A 14,748-nucleotide genomic window follows, 5' to 3' on the forward strand; every position below is an offset into this window, starting at 1 on the left:
AACACCATCTAGGGAGGCCCGCCATGGCCGGTGATTTCCATGAGGTCCGCTTTCCCCTCGACGTGGCCCTGCGCGGCAGCGGCGGGCCGAGCCGGCTCACAGAGATCGTGACCCTCGCCTCGGGGCGCGAGCATCGCAACAGCCGCTGGGCCGATTCGCGGCGGCGCTACGATGCGGGCCTCGGCATCCGCACCCTCGACGCCCTGCACGCGGTCCTGGCCTTCTTCGAGGAAAGACGCGGGCGCCTCTACGGCTTCCGCTATCGCGACAGGATCGACCATCGCTCGGGGCCGCCGAGCCAGGCGGTGGGGCCGGGCGACCAGCCTCTCGGCCTCGGGGACGGCACGACGCGGGTGTTTGCCCTCGCCAAGACCTACGGCACCGGGCCGCTGCCCTATCGCCGCCTCATCGCCAAGCCGGTGGCGGAGACCGTGCGGGTGGCGGTGACCGGTGTCGAGCGGCCGGCATCAGCCTTCACCTGCGACGGCACCACGGGCCTCGTGACCCTGGCGACGGCCCCCGCCGCGGGCGCACCGGTGACGGCGGGGTTCTGGTTCGACGTGCCCGTCCGTTTCGACACCGACGATCTCAGTGTGGACCTCCAGGCTTTCAGCGCCGGCGACATCCCGAACGTGCCGCTCATCGAGATCGTGCCCTGACCGGAGCTTGGATTCATGCGCGACATCCCCGCCGCCCTCGCCGCGCATCTCGCCGGCGGGTCCACCACCCTGTGCCATTGCTGGTCTCTGAACCCGGCGCGACGGCCTCACCCTCGGCTTTACCGACCATGACCGCGACCTCGCCTTCTCCGGCATCACCTTCACCGCGCGCTCGGGGTTAGAGGCCGCCGAGGCGAGCGCGGAGCTCGGCTTCGCGGTGGGCGGCGGCGAGGTCGCCGGGGCGCTGACCTCGCTCGGCATCGCCGACGCGGACGTGGCGGGTGGGCTCTACGACGCGGCCGGCATCGAGACCTGGCTCGTGGATTGGACCGATCCGGGAACGCGGCTCCTCCTCGATGTCGGGACCATCGGCGAGATCCGCCGGGCGGGCACCGCCTTCGTCGCGGAACTGCGTGGGCTGATGGACCGCCTCGACGAGGAGCGCGGCCGGACCTTCCGCGCCACCTGCGGGGCGGATCTCGGTGATGCACGCTGCCGCGTCGACCTCGCCGACCCGCGCTACCGCACCACCGGGACCGTTCTCGCGCCGGCGACACCGGGCGACATGCCAGCCACCCTGGCGGGGATTTTCGCCGAGGGCACCTTCACGGGCGGACGGCTCAGCTGGGATTCGGGCGCGAATGCCGGCCTCGCCAACGACGTCCGGGCGCACCGGCAGTCCGAGGGCGGCGTCCGGATCGAACTTTGGCAGGAGCCGCCCCGCGCCATGGCCGCCGGGGACCGGTTCACCCTGACGGCCGGCTGCGACAAGCGCCTCTCCACCTGTGCGGCGGTCTTCGCCAATGCGGTGAACTTCCAGGGATTCCCGCACATGCCCGGCAACGACTTCGTCATGCGCGCCATCCCGGGTTCCAGTACCGCCCTCGACGGCGGCAGTCTGTTCCGTTGAGCCGGCAAAGGAATTGGTTATGCGAAGTTCCGACCGGATCGTCGCCGAGGCACGGGCCTGGATCGGCACGCCCTACCGGCATCAGGCCTCGCTCAAGGGCGTCGGCTGCGATTGCCTCGGGTTGGTCCGGGGAATCTGGCGCGGGCTCCTCGGGCCGGAGCCAGAGACCGCGCCGCCTTATTCGGCCTCATGGGCGGAATCCGCCCTCCCCGGCAGCGACCCGATGGCGGAGGCCGCCCGCCGCCATCTCGCCGCCGTGCGCGATCCTCTGAGCGGCTACACACCGAGAGCAGCCGACGTCCTGCTCTTCGCCTTCCGCTCTCATTTGCCAGCAAAGCACTGCGCGATCGCGAGCGGGGATGGGACGATGATCCACGCCCATGACGGCGCGGCGGTGACGGAAGTCACCCTCACGCGATGGTGGCGCCGTCACCTGGCGCATGTGTTCCGGTTTCCGGATGCGTTCCCGCCTCGGAAACTCAGGCTGCCTTGCTGACGCGCATCTCGACGTGAAGACCGACCGCGCCCAGCATGTTCACGAGGGAATCGATTGCGAACAGATCGATCTTGCCACGCATCAGATCCGAGATGCGCGGCTGCGTCACACCGAGAATTTTGGCGGCCTCAGTCTGGCTCAAACCTTCGCCCACGATGTGGTTCTGCAACGCGATCATGAGCGAAGAGCGAAGCTTCATGTTTTCGGCCTCGGCCGAACTGTCCTCGATCGCGTCCCAGACGCTCGAAAATGCCTGTCCGATCATCGTGTCATGTCCCTGATCAAAGTCTCGTAGCGGCTTTTGGCGACCGCGATGTCCTTGGGACTCGTTTTCTGTGTCGCCTTCTTGAAACAATGCAAGACGAAGACGGCGTCCGCCAGCTTGGCGATGTAGATGACCCGGTAGGCTCCCGTCGCCTCGTGCAGGCGAATCTCTCGGACACCAACTCCGATTGAAGTCATCGGCTTCCAATCATCGGGTTCGTGGCCCGCCTGCACTCTGTCGAGCTGGTGTCCAGCCTTGCGCCTAGCCGAAAGCGGAAACGCCCGGAGCTGATCGAGCGAGTTACCGACAAACACAACGTCTTTGGATCGCTCTGCCACGCCTCTCTATACAAGATTTTGTATGGCGAGCCAAGGAGAGCGGCCGCGCAAACACATCCCCTCCCTCCCGGAGCCCTCCCGCATGGCCACGCTCATCCTGCAGACAGCCGGGGCGGCTCTGGGGACCGCGCTCGGCGGGCCGATCGGCGGGGCCGTGCTCGGCACGCTCGGCGCCGTGGCCGGTGGTGCGATCGACAGCGCCCTGTTCGGAGCGCGGGCCGGGCCGCGCTTCGTCGAAGGCCCGCGCCTGACCGATGTGGCCGGGCTGTCCTCCACGGAGGGCGAGCCGATCAAGCGGGTCTATGGCCGCGCCAAGGTGGGCGGCACCCTGATCTGGGCGACGCGCCCGCTGGAAGTGGCCAATACCAGCGTCCAGCGCGCCGCGTCCGGGGGCAAGGGCGGCGCCGGCCAGAAGACCGTGACCACGACCTATGCGTATTTCGCCGACCTCGCGGTGGGGCTGTGCGAAGGCGAGATCGCCCATGTCCGCCGGGTCTGGGCCGATGGCCGCGAGATCGACCTCACCACCCTGAATTACCGCCTGCACCGGGGCGGGGCCGACCAGGCGCCCGATCCGTTGATCGTCGCCAAGGAAGGCGCGGACCGAGCACCGGCCTATCGCGGCCTTGCCTATGTCGTGTTCGAGCGTCTGGCGCTCGCCGAGTTCGGCAACCGGGTGCCGCAGCTGGCCTTCGAGGTGATCCGCCCCGTGGAGGGGCTCGCCGGGATGGTCCGCGCCGTCTGCCTCATTCCCGGCTCGACGGAATTCGGCCTCGACCCCCGCCTCGTCACCGAGGATGCGGGTTTCGGCACCACGCGGGCCGCCAACCGGTTCCAGTTCCAGGAGGCGAGCGACGTCACCGCCTCCCTCGACGCGCTCCAGGCCCTGTGCCCGCGCCTCGCCCGCGTCTCGGTGGTGGCGAGCTGGTTCGGCAGCGACCTGCGCGCGGGCCGATGCACGGTGACGCCCAAGGTCGACCGGCCGGACAAGGCGACCCTCGGCGACACATGGAGCGTCGCCGGGTTGGCCCGCGATGAGGTGGAGACGGTCTCGACCGCGCCCATGGGAGGTGCGGCCTATGGCGGCACGCCCTCCGATGCCGGGCTCGGCCGCCTCGTCGCCGAGTTGCGCCGCCGCGGTCTCGAGGTCGTGCTCTACCCGTTCGTGATGATGGACGTGCCCGCCGGCAACGGCCTGCCCGATCCGCGCGACGCGGGCGCGCTCCATCAGCCGCCCTATCCCTGGCGGGGCCGTATCACCTGCGCGCCGGCCCCCGGCCAGCCGGGAAGCCCGGACGGGACCGCCGTTGCGGCAGCGCAAGTGGCGGCCTTCTTCCAGAACCCGGACGGCTATCGCCGCTTCCTTCTCCATTATGCCGACCTTGCCGCCGGCTGGGCGGCCGACGGCGTTTCACTCTCCGGCTTCATCATCGGCAGCGAGTTCCCGAGCCTCACCCGCGTGCGGGGCGAGGCCGGGCGCTATCCGGCCGTGGAGGCGTTCACGGCCCTGGCCCAGGAGGTGCGCGCCCGCCTCGGGGCCGGCGTGGCCCTGGTCTACGCGGCCGATTGGACCGAGTACGGCGCCCATGTCAGCGACGGCGGGGCCACCGTGCGGTTCCCCCTCGACGCGCTCTTCGCCGATCCCGCCATCGCGGCGGTGGGCATCGACTATTACCCGCCGATCAGTGACTGGCGCGACGGCGAGGGCCATGCCGACCTCGCCGAGACCGACAGCCTCTACGACACGGCCTATCTCAAGCGCCGCCTCGGGGCCGGCGAGGCCTTCGACTGGTACTATGCCGACGACGCCGACCGGCGGGCGCAACGGCGCACCCCCATCACCGACGGCGCGGCGGCCAAGCCCTGGATCTACCGGGCCAAGGACCTCGTCTCCTGGTGGTCGAACCCGCATCGCGAGCGCGACGGCGGGGTCGAGACCGGCACCACCGCCTGGATTCCCCAATCCAAGCCGATCTGGCTCACCGAAATCGGCGTGCCCGCCGTAGACAGGGGCACCAACGGCCCCAACGTCTTTCCCGATGCGAAATCCTCCGAGAACGCCGCGCCGCCCTTCTCCGCCAATCGTCGCGACGACCTGATCCAGGCCCGTGGCCTCGCCGCCATCCTGACCCGCTTCGATGCGGCGCTGCCGGGTTTCGAGCCGGCTCACAACCCGGTCTCGCCCGTCTATGGCGGCCCGATGGTCGCCGCCGAGTCGGTCTTCGTCTGGTGCTGGGATGCGCGGCCCTTCCCGGCCTTCCCGGATTTCGACACGGTCTGGGCGGATGCGGAGAACTGGTCCCTGGGTCATTGGATCACAGGACGGATCGAGGGGCTGGAGCTCGACCGCCTGATCCGCGCGATCCTCGCCGATCTCGGCATCACCGCGCCGGCCCGGATCGCCGCCGATGCCTGGCTCGACGGCTACGTCATCGACCGGCCGATCTCTGCGCGCGGCGCCCTGGAGCCCCTGGCCCGGATCTACGGGCTCGACGTCTCGGCGGTGGGTGGCAGGCTCGACATTCGCGGCCCGCGCCGCGAGCGCCCGATCGCCCTCGCGGCCGCCGATCTGGTGCTGACGGAGCGGGACCGGGCGCCGCTCAGCTTCGTCCGCGCCGAAGAATTCGAGCTGCCGCGCGCGCTCACCCTCGGCTTCTGCGACGGGGAGAGCGCGGATTACCGGAAAGCCAGCGCCTCGGCGATCCGTCCCACCGGCCTGAGACGGCGCGAAAGCAACGCCGACGCCCCCATCGTCACGCGCCGGGAGAGCGCGGAAGCGCTGGCCGAGGCGCTCCTCGACATGGCCATTGCCGGGCGCGACAGCGCGGGTTTCGCGGTGAGCCCGCGCCGGATCGACCTGGTGCCGGGCGACCTCCTGGCCCTGCCCGGGGCCCGGCTCCCCCACCGGATCGTGCGGATCGCCGACAGTGCCGGCGCGCGGCGGATCGAGACCCGTGCGGTCCCGGCCCAGGGGTTCCGCCGCGACGCCTATCGCAGCCCCGACGGGAAAGCCCACAGGCCGCCGCCATCCATGGCCGGGCGCCCCTTCGCCCGCGTGCTCGACCTGCCGGTGGACAGAGGCAGCCCGACCATCCTCCAATATCTCGCCGTCTCGGCCGATCCCTGGCCCGGTGAGATGGCCGTCTGGCGCTCCGCCGGGACGGACGGGCCGCTCGGCCTGCACCGCATCGTCGATTACCCCGCCTGCCTCGGCGAGACGCTGACCCCGCTGCCGCCGGGACCGCTCTGGCGCTTCGACCGGGGGACCCGGCTCGATCTGCGCCTGCGCCATGCCGGCGCCCTCTCCTCCATCGCCGAGAGCGACGTTCTGGCGGGCGGCAACCTCTTCGCCCTGGTGGGCAGCGATGGCGGGGTCGAGATCATCGCGGCGGCCGGCGCCGAGCTGATCGGTCCCGGCACCTACCGCCTCAGCCGCCTGCTGCGCGGCCTGATGGGGAGCGAGGATCTCAGCCGGCGCGCGAATCCGGCCGGCTGCCTCGTCGTGCGCCTCGACGACGGGGCGGTCGTGCCCCTGGTGGAGCGGCTCGACGAGGCCGGCCGGCCGTTCCGTTACCGGATCGGGCCGGCCGCCCGCGACCCCGGCGATCCGAGCCATGTCGAGCTGCAGGCGAGCGCCGGCCTGCTGCCGCTCCGCCCCCTCGCGCCGGTGCACCTGACCGCACGCCGCGAGGCGGAGGGAATCCGGCTGGCCTGGCTCCGCCGGGCGCGGCGGGACGCGGATGGCTGGGAGCCGGTGGAGATCCCGCATGACGAGGCGGGCGAGACCTACGAGGTCTCGATCCACGCGCCGGACGGATCGATCCTCCGAACCGTTCGGACGACCGAGCCGGCGCTCCTCTACCTCGCCGCCGACGAGAGCGCCGATTTCGGCGCGACGCAGACCCACCTCGACGTGAGCGTCGCCCCGATCGGCGCGCTCACCGGCCTTGGCCCCGGCCGCCGCGCCATCCTGCCCGTGCGCTCCGCCTGAGCGCCCACCGATCCGGAGCTCCACCATGTCGCAGATGACGGCCAACCTCGCCCTGCCGCTGATCGCGGCGGGGCAGGCGGGAAAGCACGTGACCCATAACGAGGCCCTGGCGGCCCTCGATACCCTCGTGCAGCTCGCCTGCCTCGACAAGGACCTGACGTCCCCGCCCTCCTCGCCCACCGAGGGAGACCGCTACCTCGTCGCCGACGCTGCGCCCACCGGCGCCTGGACCGGGCTCTCCGGCCACATCGTCCATTTCCATGACGGCGTCTGGAACGGCCTCGCGCCGAGAGCCGGGTGGCTCGCCTATCTGGCCGACGAGGACGCGTTCTACCGTTTCGACGGCACCGCCTGGAGCGCCCTCTCCCGCACGATCTCGGCCCTGCAGAGCCTCGCCCTGCTCGGCCTCGGCACCGAGGCGGATGCGGAGAACCCGTTCGCGGCCAAGCTCAACAAGGCCCTGTGGACGGCGCGCGGCATGGCGGAGGGCGGCACCGGCGACCTGCGCTTCGCCCTGAACAAGGCTGCCACGGGCAACGTGCTGTCGCTGCTGCTCCAGACCGGATTCTCGGCGCGCGCCGAGATCGGCCTGATCGCCGACGATGGCCTGTCCGTGAAAGTCTCGGCGGATGGGACGAACTGGGCCCATGCCTGGCGGGCCCAGGCGAATAACGGCTTCGTCGGTTTCGGTTCGGCCGCGTCGCCGGGCGGCCCGGTGCCGGGTGCTCCGATCTCCGTCTCGGGCTCGTCGAGTGCCGCCCTGATCCAGCTCGAATCCTACAGCCTGGGCGCGCCGGTGGTGAACATCACGACGCGCATCGCCCGCGGCACCCCGGCCGCCCCGACGGGCATCCTCGCGGGAGACCGATTCTTCGGTTTCTTCGGCCGTGGCTACCATGCGGCGGGCGGGTTCTCCGGCTACATGGTCACCTTCAACGGTGTCGCCGAAGAGGATTTCACCGCCACGGCGCAGGGCACGTTCGTCGATTTCCAGACGACGGAAATCGGCACGAGGTCACGCCGGTCCGTGGTCAAGTTCAGGGGCAACGGCGCCCTCGAACTCATCCCCCGCACCGGCACGCCGAGCGCAGGGCTCGCACCCGGGCAGATCCTGTTCGACGGCACCGCCACCGCGTTCAAGGTCTATGACGGGACGCGCTGGTCCCGCCTCACCGACCTGCCCCGGTTCGCAGCCGCCATGGCCGCCGACATGACGATTCCGGCGGGCGCCTGGGCGAAGGTGGCGTTCAACACCGCCGAGGTGAACGACCAGGGCGCGTTCGTGCCCGCGGCGAACCGGTTCGTCGCCCCCGAGGCCGGCACCTACACGTTCGGCGCGGGCCTCGCCTTCCGCAAAAGCGGCAACGCCGCGCCCACCGCGCTCCAGGCCCGGTTCTACCGCAACGGCGCGGCGTCCCCGCGCCACCGGGCGGGCGTGACCGGCCTGGTCGACGGCGTCTCGACCCTCGCTCTCACGGCGACCCTCGCCCTGGCGGCGGGCGACACCGTGGAGGTGTTCGCGCAGTTCACCGGCGCCGAGGGCGGCATCCTCGCCGCCGACACGACGTTCTGGGGCCTCTCCGTGCCCTGAACCGCCCGGGAGGCGGTGCCCTCCCGGATCGCGCGTCGCCGGACGACGCCTCTCCCCCGTTCCAGACCCGGAGTGAACCATGGACCTCAGCGCCATCGGCAGTGCCGTGCTCGTCGCCCGCGAAGGCCGGCGCCTCGACGCCTACCGCGATTCCGTCGGCATCTGGACCATCGGAATCGGCCATACCAGCGCGGCGGGGCCGCCCGCGGTGACACAGGGCCTGCGTCTGACCGCGGCGGAATGCGACGCCGTCTTCGCCCGCGATGTCGGCCGCTTCGTGCGCACCGTCGCGGCGGTGGTGCCAAGCGATCTACCCGACCATGCCTTCGATGCCCTGGTCTCCCTCTGCTTCAACATCGGCGAAGGCGCGTTCCGGCGCTCGACCGTCGTGCGCCGCCTGAAGGCCGGGGACCGCGCGGGGGCCGCCGAGGCGATCCTGATGTGGAACCGGCCCGCCTCCCTGATCCCGCGCCGGAGGGCCGAGTACGACCAGTTCCGCACGCCCTACGCAACCTCCCTGCCGCGCGCCCGCTCCACCGATCCCGCCGTCATCCCGCGCCCGGCCGAGACGACCCCACTGCCCGCGAGCCCGGCGCGGGAGCAACCGGAAGCAGGGCCGGGACTCCTGACAGGCCCGGCCGTCGGCTCCGAGCGCCGCCCCCTCCCCCGCACGCCTTCGATTCGGACCGCGCCGCCGCAGCGGAGCGTCGCGCCCGCCAGTGCCTGGGCTCGGTTCACGGCGTCCCTCCGGGCCCTGTTCGGCCCGGGGGCCTGATCCCGAAAAGCCCGCTCCCCCGCCGCATCCCGGAGATCGTCATGAAACCCTCGTTCCTCGTCCTCGGCGGCCTTGCCGTGCTGCTTTCCTCCTGCGCCGCCTCGCCCTGCATGGCGGCGACGGCGGAAGCCGCCATCCTCCTGCCCTGGGGCGATGCCGCGATCGCCCTCGCCCAGATCGTCACCGCCTTCCTGGTGCCCCTGGCGATCACCGCGGCGACCGCCGCATTGGCGCGGATCGCCGGCCCGTTGCAGGTTCTGATCACGACCACCCTGGTCGAGCGTCTCGTGCGCAATGTCGGCGATTACGCGATCAATGCCGTGGCCGGCGCCGTACGCGGACGGACCCTGTCGGTGCCGGTGGGCTCGGCCGTGATCGCACGCGCGGTTCAACGGGCCCTCGACCAGGCGCCGGCCTGGCTGGTGACGGCGGCGGGCGGGGCGGAGGGTCTCGCGGAGAAGGTCTTCCGCAGCCTGCCCCTCGATGAGGAGGCCACGACCGGCAACACCCTGCCCCCCGCCCTCGATGCCCTGCGGGCGGGACAGGGCGCGGTGTCCCCGGTCTGAGCTGCGTTCCGTGGACCGAGGGCTGCGATAGTCACACTTCTCGCGGGCTGCGCTGGCGAGCCCTCTCCTGGAAGGCAGGGCGATCGCATATGATACCACGCCGTCATTCCGGGTCGCCACAGGCGAGCCCGGACCCGGAGGGCCGCGCCGGAGGCGTGCAATCCAGAGCCGCCGACAGTGTAAAGTCCTGCATCACTTGTGTTTCTGGATCCCGGGCTCCGCTGCGCGGACCCGGGATGACGGGGTGGTGCCAGCGGGTTTCTGACAGGCAAATCGGCATATGCGGTCGCCCTGAATGCGAGGAGAGGGCACCCGGCGCGCCTTAGGTCGCGGACCTGCTTGGAAAGAGCGAACAGCCTTCGAGCAGATGGGTGAGCCCATTCGGGGCAGCGGAGGGGAGGTTCCCATGGACAGGATCGCACTCGAAGCCGCCCGACTGCTGTTCTCGGAGGAGGGCGCGGGCTGGATCGTCGCCGCCCTTCTCGGCTTCGCCTGCCTGCATCTCTACCGGGAGGTGGGCCGGGCGCAGGAAGCCCGGATCGGCGAGGCCGGCGCCACGGCGACGGCTCTGGAACGGGCCTCGCAGGCGAACTCGGCCGTGGCTTTGGCCATCGAGAGCCGCACGCGCGTGCTCGAGGACCTGTCCCGGCTGGCCGGCGAGATCTCGCGCGGTGTCGATCGCGGCGACGAGCGGGCGCGGGAGAAGTTCGACGAAATCCTGCGCCGCCTCTCGGAAACCCGCCACGAGGGCCGATGACGCCCCGGCTTTCCCCCCGCGCGGCGCTCATCGCGCCTCGTGCTTCTTTGCCCGTTCCCCTTTACCCATGGATGGGAGCTCACCCCGATGAACCGTCTCGCCCGCTTCTTCCCGCCCTCCCCACGCCTGCGCGCCGCCTCCGGGCGCCTCCGGGCGGCGGAGACCGGATTCGAGCTCTCGATGACCGACCTGCGCAGGGCCGCCCTCGAGCACGTCGATTGTCACCGCCTCCTCGGCATCGCCTTGCGGGCGAGCCTGCAACCTGCGGTTCTCCACGGCGAAGGCCGCTCGTGACCGCCCGTTTCGGGAACCGGAGGGGGCACGATCGGCTTGCCCGCTCTCATCCCGCCGCGCCACGATCCGATCGTTCGGGATCGGGGCCCGGCCGAACCCGCATTCAGGGCGCATTCAGTGCCCGAAGACCATTGACTCATCTCATGCGCATCCTCCTCGCCCTGCTGTTCATCGGCCTGACCGTCGCGGCTTTCGCGACGGGGCCGATTCGCACGCTGGCGGAAGAGACGATGACGCCCGGTACGGCCGAGGTCTCGGCGCCGATGCACGTGGTCCCGCCGAGCGAGAGCTGTCTCAGCCCGGCGGACCTGCGCGAGGCGGTGGCGGACAAGCGGGTGATCGAGCCGGTGGCCGCGATCCGCGCCGCCAGGACGGTGATCTCCCGGGCCGAGATCCAGCGCGCCCGGCTCTGCCGGCACGGGGAGGGCCTCGCCTATCTCCTGACGGCCTTGCGCCGGGACGGACAGTTCGTCCACGTGTTGGTGGATGCCACCACCGGACGGGTTATCGGCAAATAAAGGCGGGGGCGCCTATCGTTCTCCGCGACGGGGGCTTCACCGCCGCCTCATCTTGGGAGTGAATCGCAGTGCGTCTGCTCGTCGTCGAGGATGACCGGGACATCAACCGGCAAGTGGTCAGCGCGCTCGAGGAGGCCGGCTACGTCGCCGACAAGGCCTTCGACGGCGAAGAGGGCGCCTATCTCGGCGAGAGCGAACCCTACGACGCGATCATCCTCGACATGGGCCTGCCAAAGGCGGACGGCGTCACCGTGCTGCAGAAATGGCGCCGCGCCGGCATCAAGACGCCGGTCATCATCCTCACCGCCCGCGACCGCTGGTCGGACAAGGTCGACGGGTTCGATGCCGGGGCCGACGATTACGTGACCAAGCCCTTCCACATGGAAGAGCTGATGGCCCGCGTACGCGCGCTCCTGCGCCGCGCCACCGGCCACGCCACGAGCCAGATCTCCTGCGGGCCCGTCGTGCTCGATACCCGCTCGGGCCGCGTCTATGTCGACGGCAACCCGATCAAGCTCACGAGCCACGAATACCGCCTGCTCGCCTACCTGATGCACCATACCGGCCGCGTGGTCTCCCGCGCCGAGTTGACGGAGCATCTCTACGACCAGGATTTCGACAGGGATTCCAATACGATCGAGGTCTTCGTCGGCCGCCTCCGCAAGAAGCTCGCTGTGGACCTGATCCAGACCGTGCGCGGCCTCGGCTACCTCGTCGACCCGAACCAGCCCGCGCCGCGGGTGTAGGGGGTAGAACTTCGGCGGATCTTGCCCCCGTCTCATCTGAGCCCCATAATCGGCTCAGATGAGACGGGAGTGCGACATGGCGAGCTACGACATGGACAGCGGGGTGGCCGTTGCCGACGTTCTCGGATTCGAAGGGCCGAGGTCCGGCGAAAGCACGGACGCGAATGTCATCGCGCAGGTCACGGCGGGGTTGCCGGTGGCTTCCGTCGATCGGCTCGCCTCCGCCGTCGCTCCCGACGATCGGACTTTCGCCTTCAACTTCGTGGCACGCGCTACGCTCAACCGCCGCCGCGCGGAGGCGAAGGCGAGGCTGACCCCGCATGAGAGTGCGAAGGTGGTGCGCCTGGCGAAGGTCTGGGCGATGGCCCGTGATGTCTGGAAATCGGATGACGCCGCCCGGGACTTCCTACACCGCCCTCATCCTCTCCTCGAGAACCGGCCGCCCCTCGAAGTCGCGCTGGAATCCGAGTTCGGCGGACCACGCGTGGAGGCCGTCCTCGGCCGGCTCAAATATGGCTCCGCTGCGTGAGCGGTCAGACGCTCACGCAGGCACAGAAGGCCTATCGAATCGGGGATCCCGACGGCGAGTACGCAATCTTCGATCCGACGGGGTCACGCCTTTTCCCCGGCCGCTGGAACACACCGGCAAGCCCGATGATCTATGCGTCGGCCGACTACTCCACATCCATGCTCGAAAAGCTCGTCCACGGCAGCGGACGGCTTCCACCCAACCAGCACTACGTCGAGATCCTCCTGTCGGCCGGTCTCTCCTACGAGGTGCTGTCCCAACCTGCGGTGCCGGGATGGGATCATCCCGATTGCAACGCGTCGCGGACCTTCGGTGAAACTTGGCACCGCTCTCGCCGGTCGCTGCTTCTGTTCGTCCCGAGCGTCGTGGCGCGCGTGAGCACCAATATCCTCATCAACCCGGACCATCCGGATTTCGGCAGGATTACGGTGGGGCTTCATCAGCCATGCTGGTGGGACAACCGCCTGTTCGAGCGGCCGGGCAACCCTACTTCAGCACCAACGGCCTCATCGCGGCCGGTCCAATCCGCCGGGCCGCACGACGCCCTCTCCGCTATCGGCGAGTTCGGCGACGGTCCGAACCTGGATCCGTGACGTCTCTTGCGGTGACGTCTCTTGTAACTCGCGGGCAACCGCACGCCTGATCGCCTCGTCGGACGAAACGCCCCAGCGCTCCGCCAGGGTTCTCACAAGCAGTTCGGTCTCGGGATCATCGATGTCGAAGGCCATCGCCGCATCTCCATTCGGATGATGGTACAGACGGTACGACACGTCTTTCAACCAGAGCGGAACCGCCGCACCATCATGACGACGAGACGAGTGTGACCGCCTTTCCCTCCTGGCTGCCGTTCCGGCGGCGCTCCATCGCCGTGCGCCTGGCGGGCTCGGCTCTGATCGCGAGTTCGGCGATCCTGCTGATCGCGGCCTGGATCCTCACCACGCTCTACCGCGAGAACACCGAGCGTTCCTTCGACAGCCGGCTCCTCGTCTATGCCAACAACCTCGCCACCGATCTCGTCTCGCCCAACGATCCCGAGAGCCGCTCCTTCAACCTGAGCGACCCGCGCTTCGACCTGCCCCTCTCGGGCTGGTACTGGCAGGTGGGGCGGCCGGATGCGCGCCCGCGCGACCTGCGCACCTCGCGCTCCCTCGTCGGCGTGCCGCTGAAGCCGGCCGGCACGCCGGACAACAATGCCGGGATCGGCCAGATCCGCCAGGGCTACGGCAAGGCCCAGGACGACCGGCCGCTACGCATCATCGAGCGCGACGTCGATCTCGGCGAGGAGGGACGCTACACCGTGCGCGTCGCCGGCCCCGCCGACGAGATCGAGAACGATGTCGGCCGCTTCCGCTTCTCGCTGATGGTGACGTTCGGCCTGCTCGGCCTGTTCCTGGCGCTGACGACGCTGCTGCAGATCCGCTTCGGCCTGGCGCCCCTGGCCAAGCTCCGCACGGCGCTCGGGGCGATCCGCCGGGGCGAGGCCGACCGGATCGGCGGCGAGTATCCCCGCGACATCGCCCCTCTCGCCGGCGAGGTGAACCTCCTGATCGAGACCAACCGCGAGATCCTGGAGCGGGCGCGCACGCAGGTGGGCAACCTCGCCCACGCCCTGAAGACGCCGCTATCGATCATCGTCAACGAGGTCGGCGCCAGCGACGCGTCGGACGACCTCGCCGCGAAGATCCGCGAGCAGGCGGCGGTGATGCGCGACCAGGTGAACTACCATCTCGACCGGGCGCGGGCGGCGGCTTTGGCCGGCACCCTCGGCACCTCCACCGAGGTGGAGCCGGCGCTCGCAGGCCTCGTGCGCACCTTCGGCAAGATCTACCGCGACAAGGACATCGCCTACGAGGTCCATGTCCCGCCGGGTCTGCGCTTTCGCGGCGAGCGCCAGGATTTCGAGGAGATGATCGGCAACCTCGTCGACAACGCCTCGAAATGGGCGCGCAGCCGCGTCTCGATCCGGGCGGAAACGGTAAGCGAGCACCATTATCCCCACCTTCTCGTCTCCATCGAGGATGACGGGCCGGGCCTGCAGCCGGAAGACCGCGCGGCGGTGCTGGGCCGTGGACAGAGGCTCGACGAGACCAAACCCGGCTCGGGCCTCGGCCTCTCCATCGTGGCCGATCTGGCGGCCCTCTATCGTGGCCGTTTCCGCCTGGAGGAAGCCCAGCTCGGCGGCGTCCGGGCCGTGATCGAGGTGCCCGGAGACGCACCGAATGCCAGCGCCGGATGAGCGCCGGACTATGCGAAACGCCCCGAATGGTGTTTCAGACGGGCGTGCCCCTCGGGTCGGCGACTTCCGACACGGCA

14 protein-coding genes and 2 pseudogenes are annotated in these 14,748 nt (G+C 70.3%); 14 read left to right on the forward strand and 2 right to left on the reverse strand.

The window, feature by feature from the left end; all coding sequences use genetic code 11:
* Positions 1–23 precede the first annotated feature (23 nt).
* The 3 genes and pseudogenes from ASF32_RS09260 (at position 24) to ASF32_RS09270 (ending at position 2,065) form a co-directional block, all read left to right on the forward strand.
* Positions 24–659, forward strand: a complete 636-nt coding sequence (locus ASF32_RS09260) for a DUF2460 domain-containing protein (protein ID WP_056426813.1) — start codon at positions 24–26, stop codon at positions 657–659.
* Between the two features lie 15 nt (positions 660–674).
* Positions 675–1,569: pseudogene (locus tag ASF32_RS09265) on the forward strand (DUF2163 domain-containing protein).
* Between the two features lie 19 nt (positions 1,570–1,588).
* Positions 1,589–2,065 carry an NlpC/P60 family protein gene (locus ASF32_RS09270; RefSeq protein WP_056426817.1) on the forward strand — a complete coding sequence of 159 codons (477 nt, stop codon included), beginning with the start codon at positions 1,589–1,591 and terminating at the stop codon, positions 2,063–2,065.
* Here ASF32_RS09270 and ASF32_RS09275 read toward each other — a convergent pair.
* Together ASF32_RS09275 and ASF32_RS09280 are read right to left on the reverse strand one after the other, a co-directional pair.
* Positions 2,049–2,330 carry an XRE family transcriptional regulator gene (locus ASF32_RS09275; RefSeq protein ID WP_056426820.1) on the reverse strand — a complete coding sequence of 94 codons (282 nt, stop codon included), beginning with the start codon at positions 2,328–2,330 and terminating at the stop codon, positions 2,049–2,051. The two genes, ASF32_RS09270 and ASF32_RS09275, sit on opposite strands and share 17 nt — an antisense overlap.
* Positions 2,327–2,668, reverse strand: a complete 342-nt coding sequence (locus ASF32_RS09280) for a type II toxin-antitoxin system RelE/ParE family toxin (RefSeq protein ID WP_056426823.1) — start codon at positions 2,666–2,668, stop codon at positions 2,327–2,329. Before ASF32_RS09280 ends, ASF32_RS09275 begins: the two co-directional genes overlap by 4 nt.
* A gap of 82 nt (positions 2,669–2,750) precedes the next feature.
* On the opposite strand from ASF32_RS09280, the gene ASF32_RS09285 reads away from it, so the two are divergent.
* From ASF32_RS09285 to ASF32_RS09335, 11 genes and pseudogenes are all read left to right on the forward strand, one after another.
* Positions 2,751–6,659, forward strand: coding sequence for a glycoside hydrolase/phage tail family protein (locus ASF32_RS09285; protein ID WP_056426826.1), 3,909 nt, complete (start codon positions 2,751–2,753; stop codon positions 6,657–6,659).
* Between the two features lie 25 nt (positions 6,660–6,684).
* Complete coding sequence (locus tag ASF32_RS09290) at positions 6,685–8,250, forward strand: DUF2793 domain-containing protein (RefSeq protein ID WP_056426829.1); 1,566 nt, start codon at positions 6,685–6,687, stop codon at positions 8,248–8,250.
* A gap of 79 nt (positions 8,251–8,329) precedes the next feature.
* Positions 8,330–9,025 carry a lysozyme gene (locus tag ASF32_RS09295; protein WP_056426833.1) on the forward strand — a complete coding sequence of 232 codons (696 nt, stop codon included), beginning with the start codon at positions 8,330–8,332 and terminating at the stop codon, positions 9,023–9,025.
* Between the two features lie 41 nt (positions 9,026–9,066).
* A complete protein-coding gene (locus ASF32_RS09300; protein WP_056426836.1) occupies positions 9,067–9,591 on the forward strand; it encodes a hypothetical protein in 525 nt (174 codons plus the stop codon).
* 406 nt (positions 9,592–9,997) lie between these two features.
* Positions 9,998–10,348, forward strand: a complete 351-nt coding sequence (locus tag ASF32_RS09305) for a hypothetical protein (RefSeq protein WP_056426839.1) — start codon at positions 9,998–10,000, stop codon at positions 10,346–10,348.
* Positions 10,349–10,435: 87 nt separating this feature from the next.
* Entirely contained in the window at positions 10,436–10,642 is a 207-nt protein-coding gene (locus tag ASF32_RS09310; RefSeq protein WP_056426842.1) for a hypothetical protein, read from the forward strand.
* A 143-nt stretch (positions 10,643–10,785) separates the two neighbouring features.
* Complete coding sequence (locus tag ASF32_RS09315) at positions 10,786–11,160, forward strand: PepSY domain-containing protein (protein WP_056426845.1); 375 nt, start codon at positions 10,786–10,788, stop codon at positions 11,158–11,160.
* Between the two features lie 68 nt (positions 11,161–11,228).
* Positions 11,229–11,906, forward strand: coding sequence for a response regulator transcription factor (locus tag ASF32_RS09320; protein ID WP_056143225.1), 678 nt, complete (start codon positions 11,229–11,231; stop codon positions 11,904–11,906).
* A gap of 76 nt (positions 11,907–11,982) precedes the next feature.
* Positions 11,983–12,435, forward strand: coding sequence for an antitoxin Xre/MbcA/ParS toxin-binding domain-containing protein (locus ASF32_RS09325; protein WP_056426848.1), 453 nt, complete (start codon positions 11,983–11,985; stop codon positions 12,433–12,435).
* Positions 12,432–12,905, forward strand: a pseudogene (locus ASF32_RS09330) (RES domain-containing protein); the annotation flags it as partial. The gene ASF32_RS09325 and the pseudogene ASF32_RS09330, both read left to right, overlap by 4 nt.
* Before the next feature lie 350 nt (positions 12,906–13,255).
* Entirely contained in the window at positions 13,256–14,671 is a 1,416-nt protein-coding gene (locus ASF32_RS09335; RefSeq protein ID WP_056426850.1) for a sensor histidine kinase, read from the forward strand.
* Positions 14,672–14,748: the final 77 nt, after the last annotated feature.

It is taken from the genome of Methylobacterium sp. Leaf91, assembly GCF_001422815.1.
GTDB lineage: Bacteria > Pseudomonadota > Alphaproteobacteria > Rhizobiales > Beijerinckiaceae > Methylobacterium.

Bases quoted from the DNA above. Each gene is read 5' to 3' on its own strand.
- ASF32_RS09260 (WP_056426813.1), top strand. From the start codon at position 24: ATGGCCGGTGATTTCCATGAGGTCCGCTTTCCCCTCGACGTGGCCCTG.
- ASF32_RS09270 (WP_056426817.1), top strand. From the start codon at position 1,589: ATGCGAAGTTCCGACCGGATCGTCGCCGAGGCACGGGCCTGGATCGGC.
- ASF32_RS09275 (WP_056426820.1), bottom strand. From the start codon at position 2,330: ATGATCGGACAGGCATTTTCGAGCGTCTGGGACGCGATCGAGGACAGT.
- ASF32_RS09285 (WP_056426826.1), top strand. From the start codon at position 2,751: ATGGCCACGCTCATCCTGCAGACAGCCGGGGCGGCTCTGGGGACCGCG.
- ASF32_RS09290 (WP_056426829.1), top strand. From the start codon at position 6,685: ATGTCGCAGATGACGGCCAACCTCGCCCTGCCGCTGATCGCGGCGGGG.
- ASF32_RS09295 (WP_056426833.1), top strand. From the start codon at position 8,330: ATGGACCTCAGCGCCATCGGCAGTGCCGTGCTCGTCGCCCGCGAAGGC.
- ASF32_RS09300 (WP_056426836.1), top strand. From the start codon at position 9,067: ATGAAACCCTCGTTCCTCGTCCTCGGCGGCCTTGCCGTGCTGCTTTCC.
- ASF32_RS09305 (WP_056426839.1), top strand. From the start codon at position 9,998: ATGGACAGGATCGCACTCGAAGCCGCCCGACTGCTGTTCTCGGAGGAG.
- ASF32_RS09310 (WP_056426842.1), top strand. From the start codon at position 10,436: ATGAACCGTCTCGCCCGCTTCTTCCCGCCCTCCCCACGCCTGCGCGCC.
- ASF32_RS09315 (WP_056426845.1), top strand. From the start codon at position 10,786: ATGCGCATCCTCCTCGCCCTGCTGTTCATCGGCCTGACCGTCGCGGCT.
- ASF32_RS09325 (WP_056426848.1), top strand. From the start codon at position 11,983: ATGGCGAGCTACGACATGGACAGCGGGGTGGCCGTTGCCGACGTTCTC.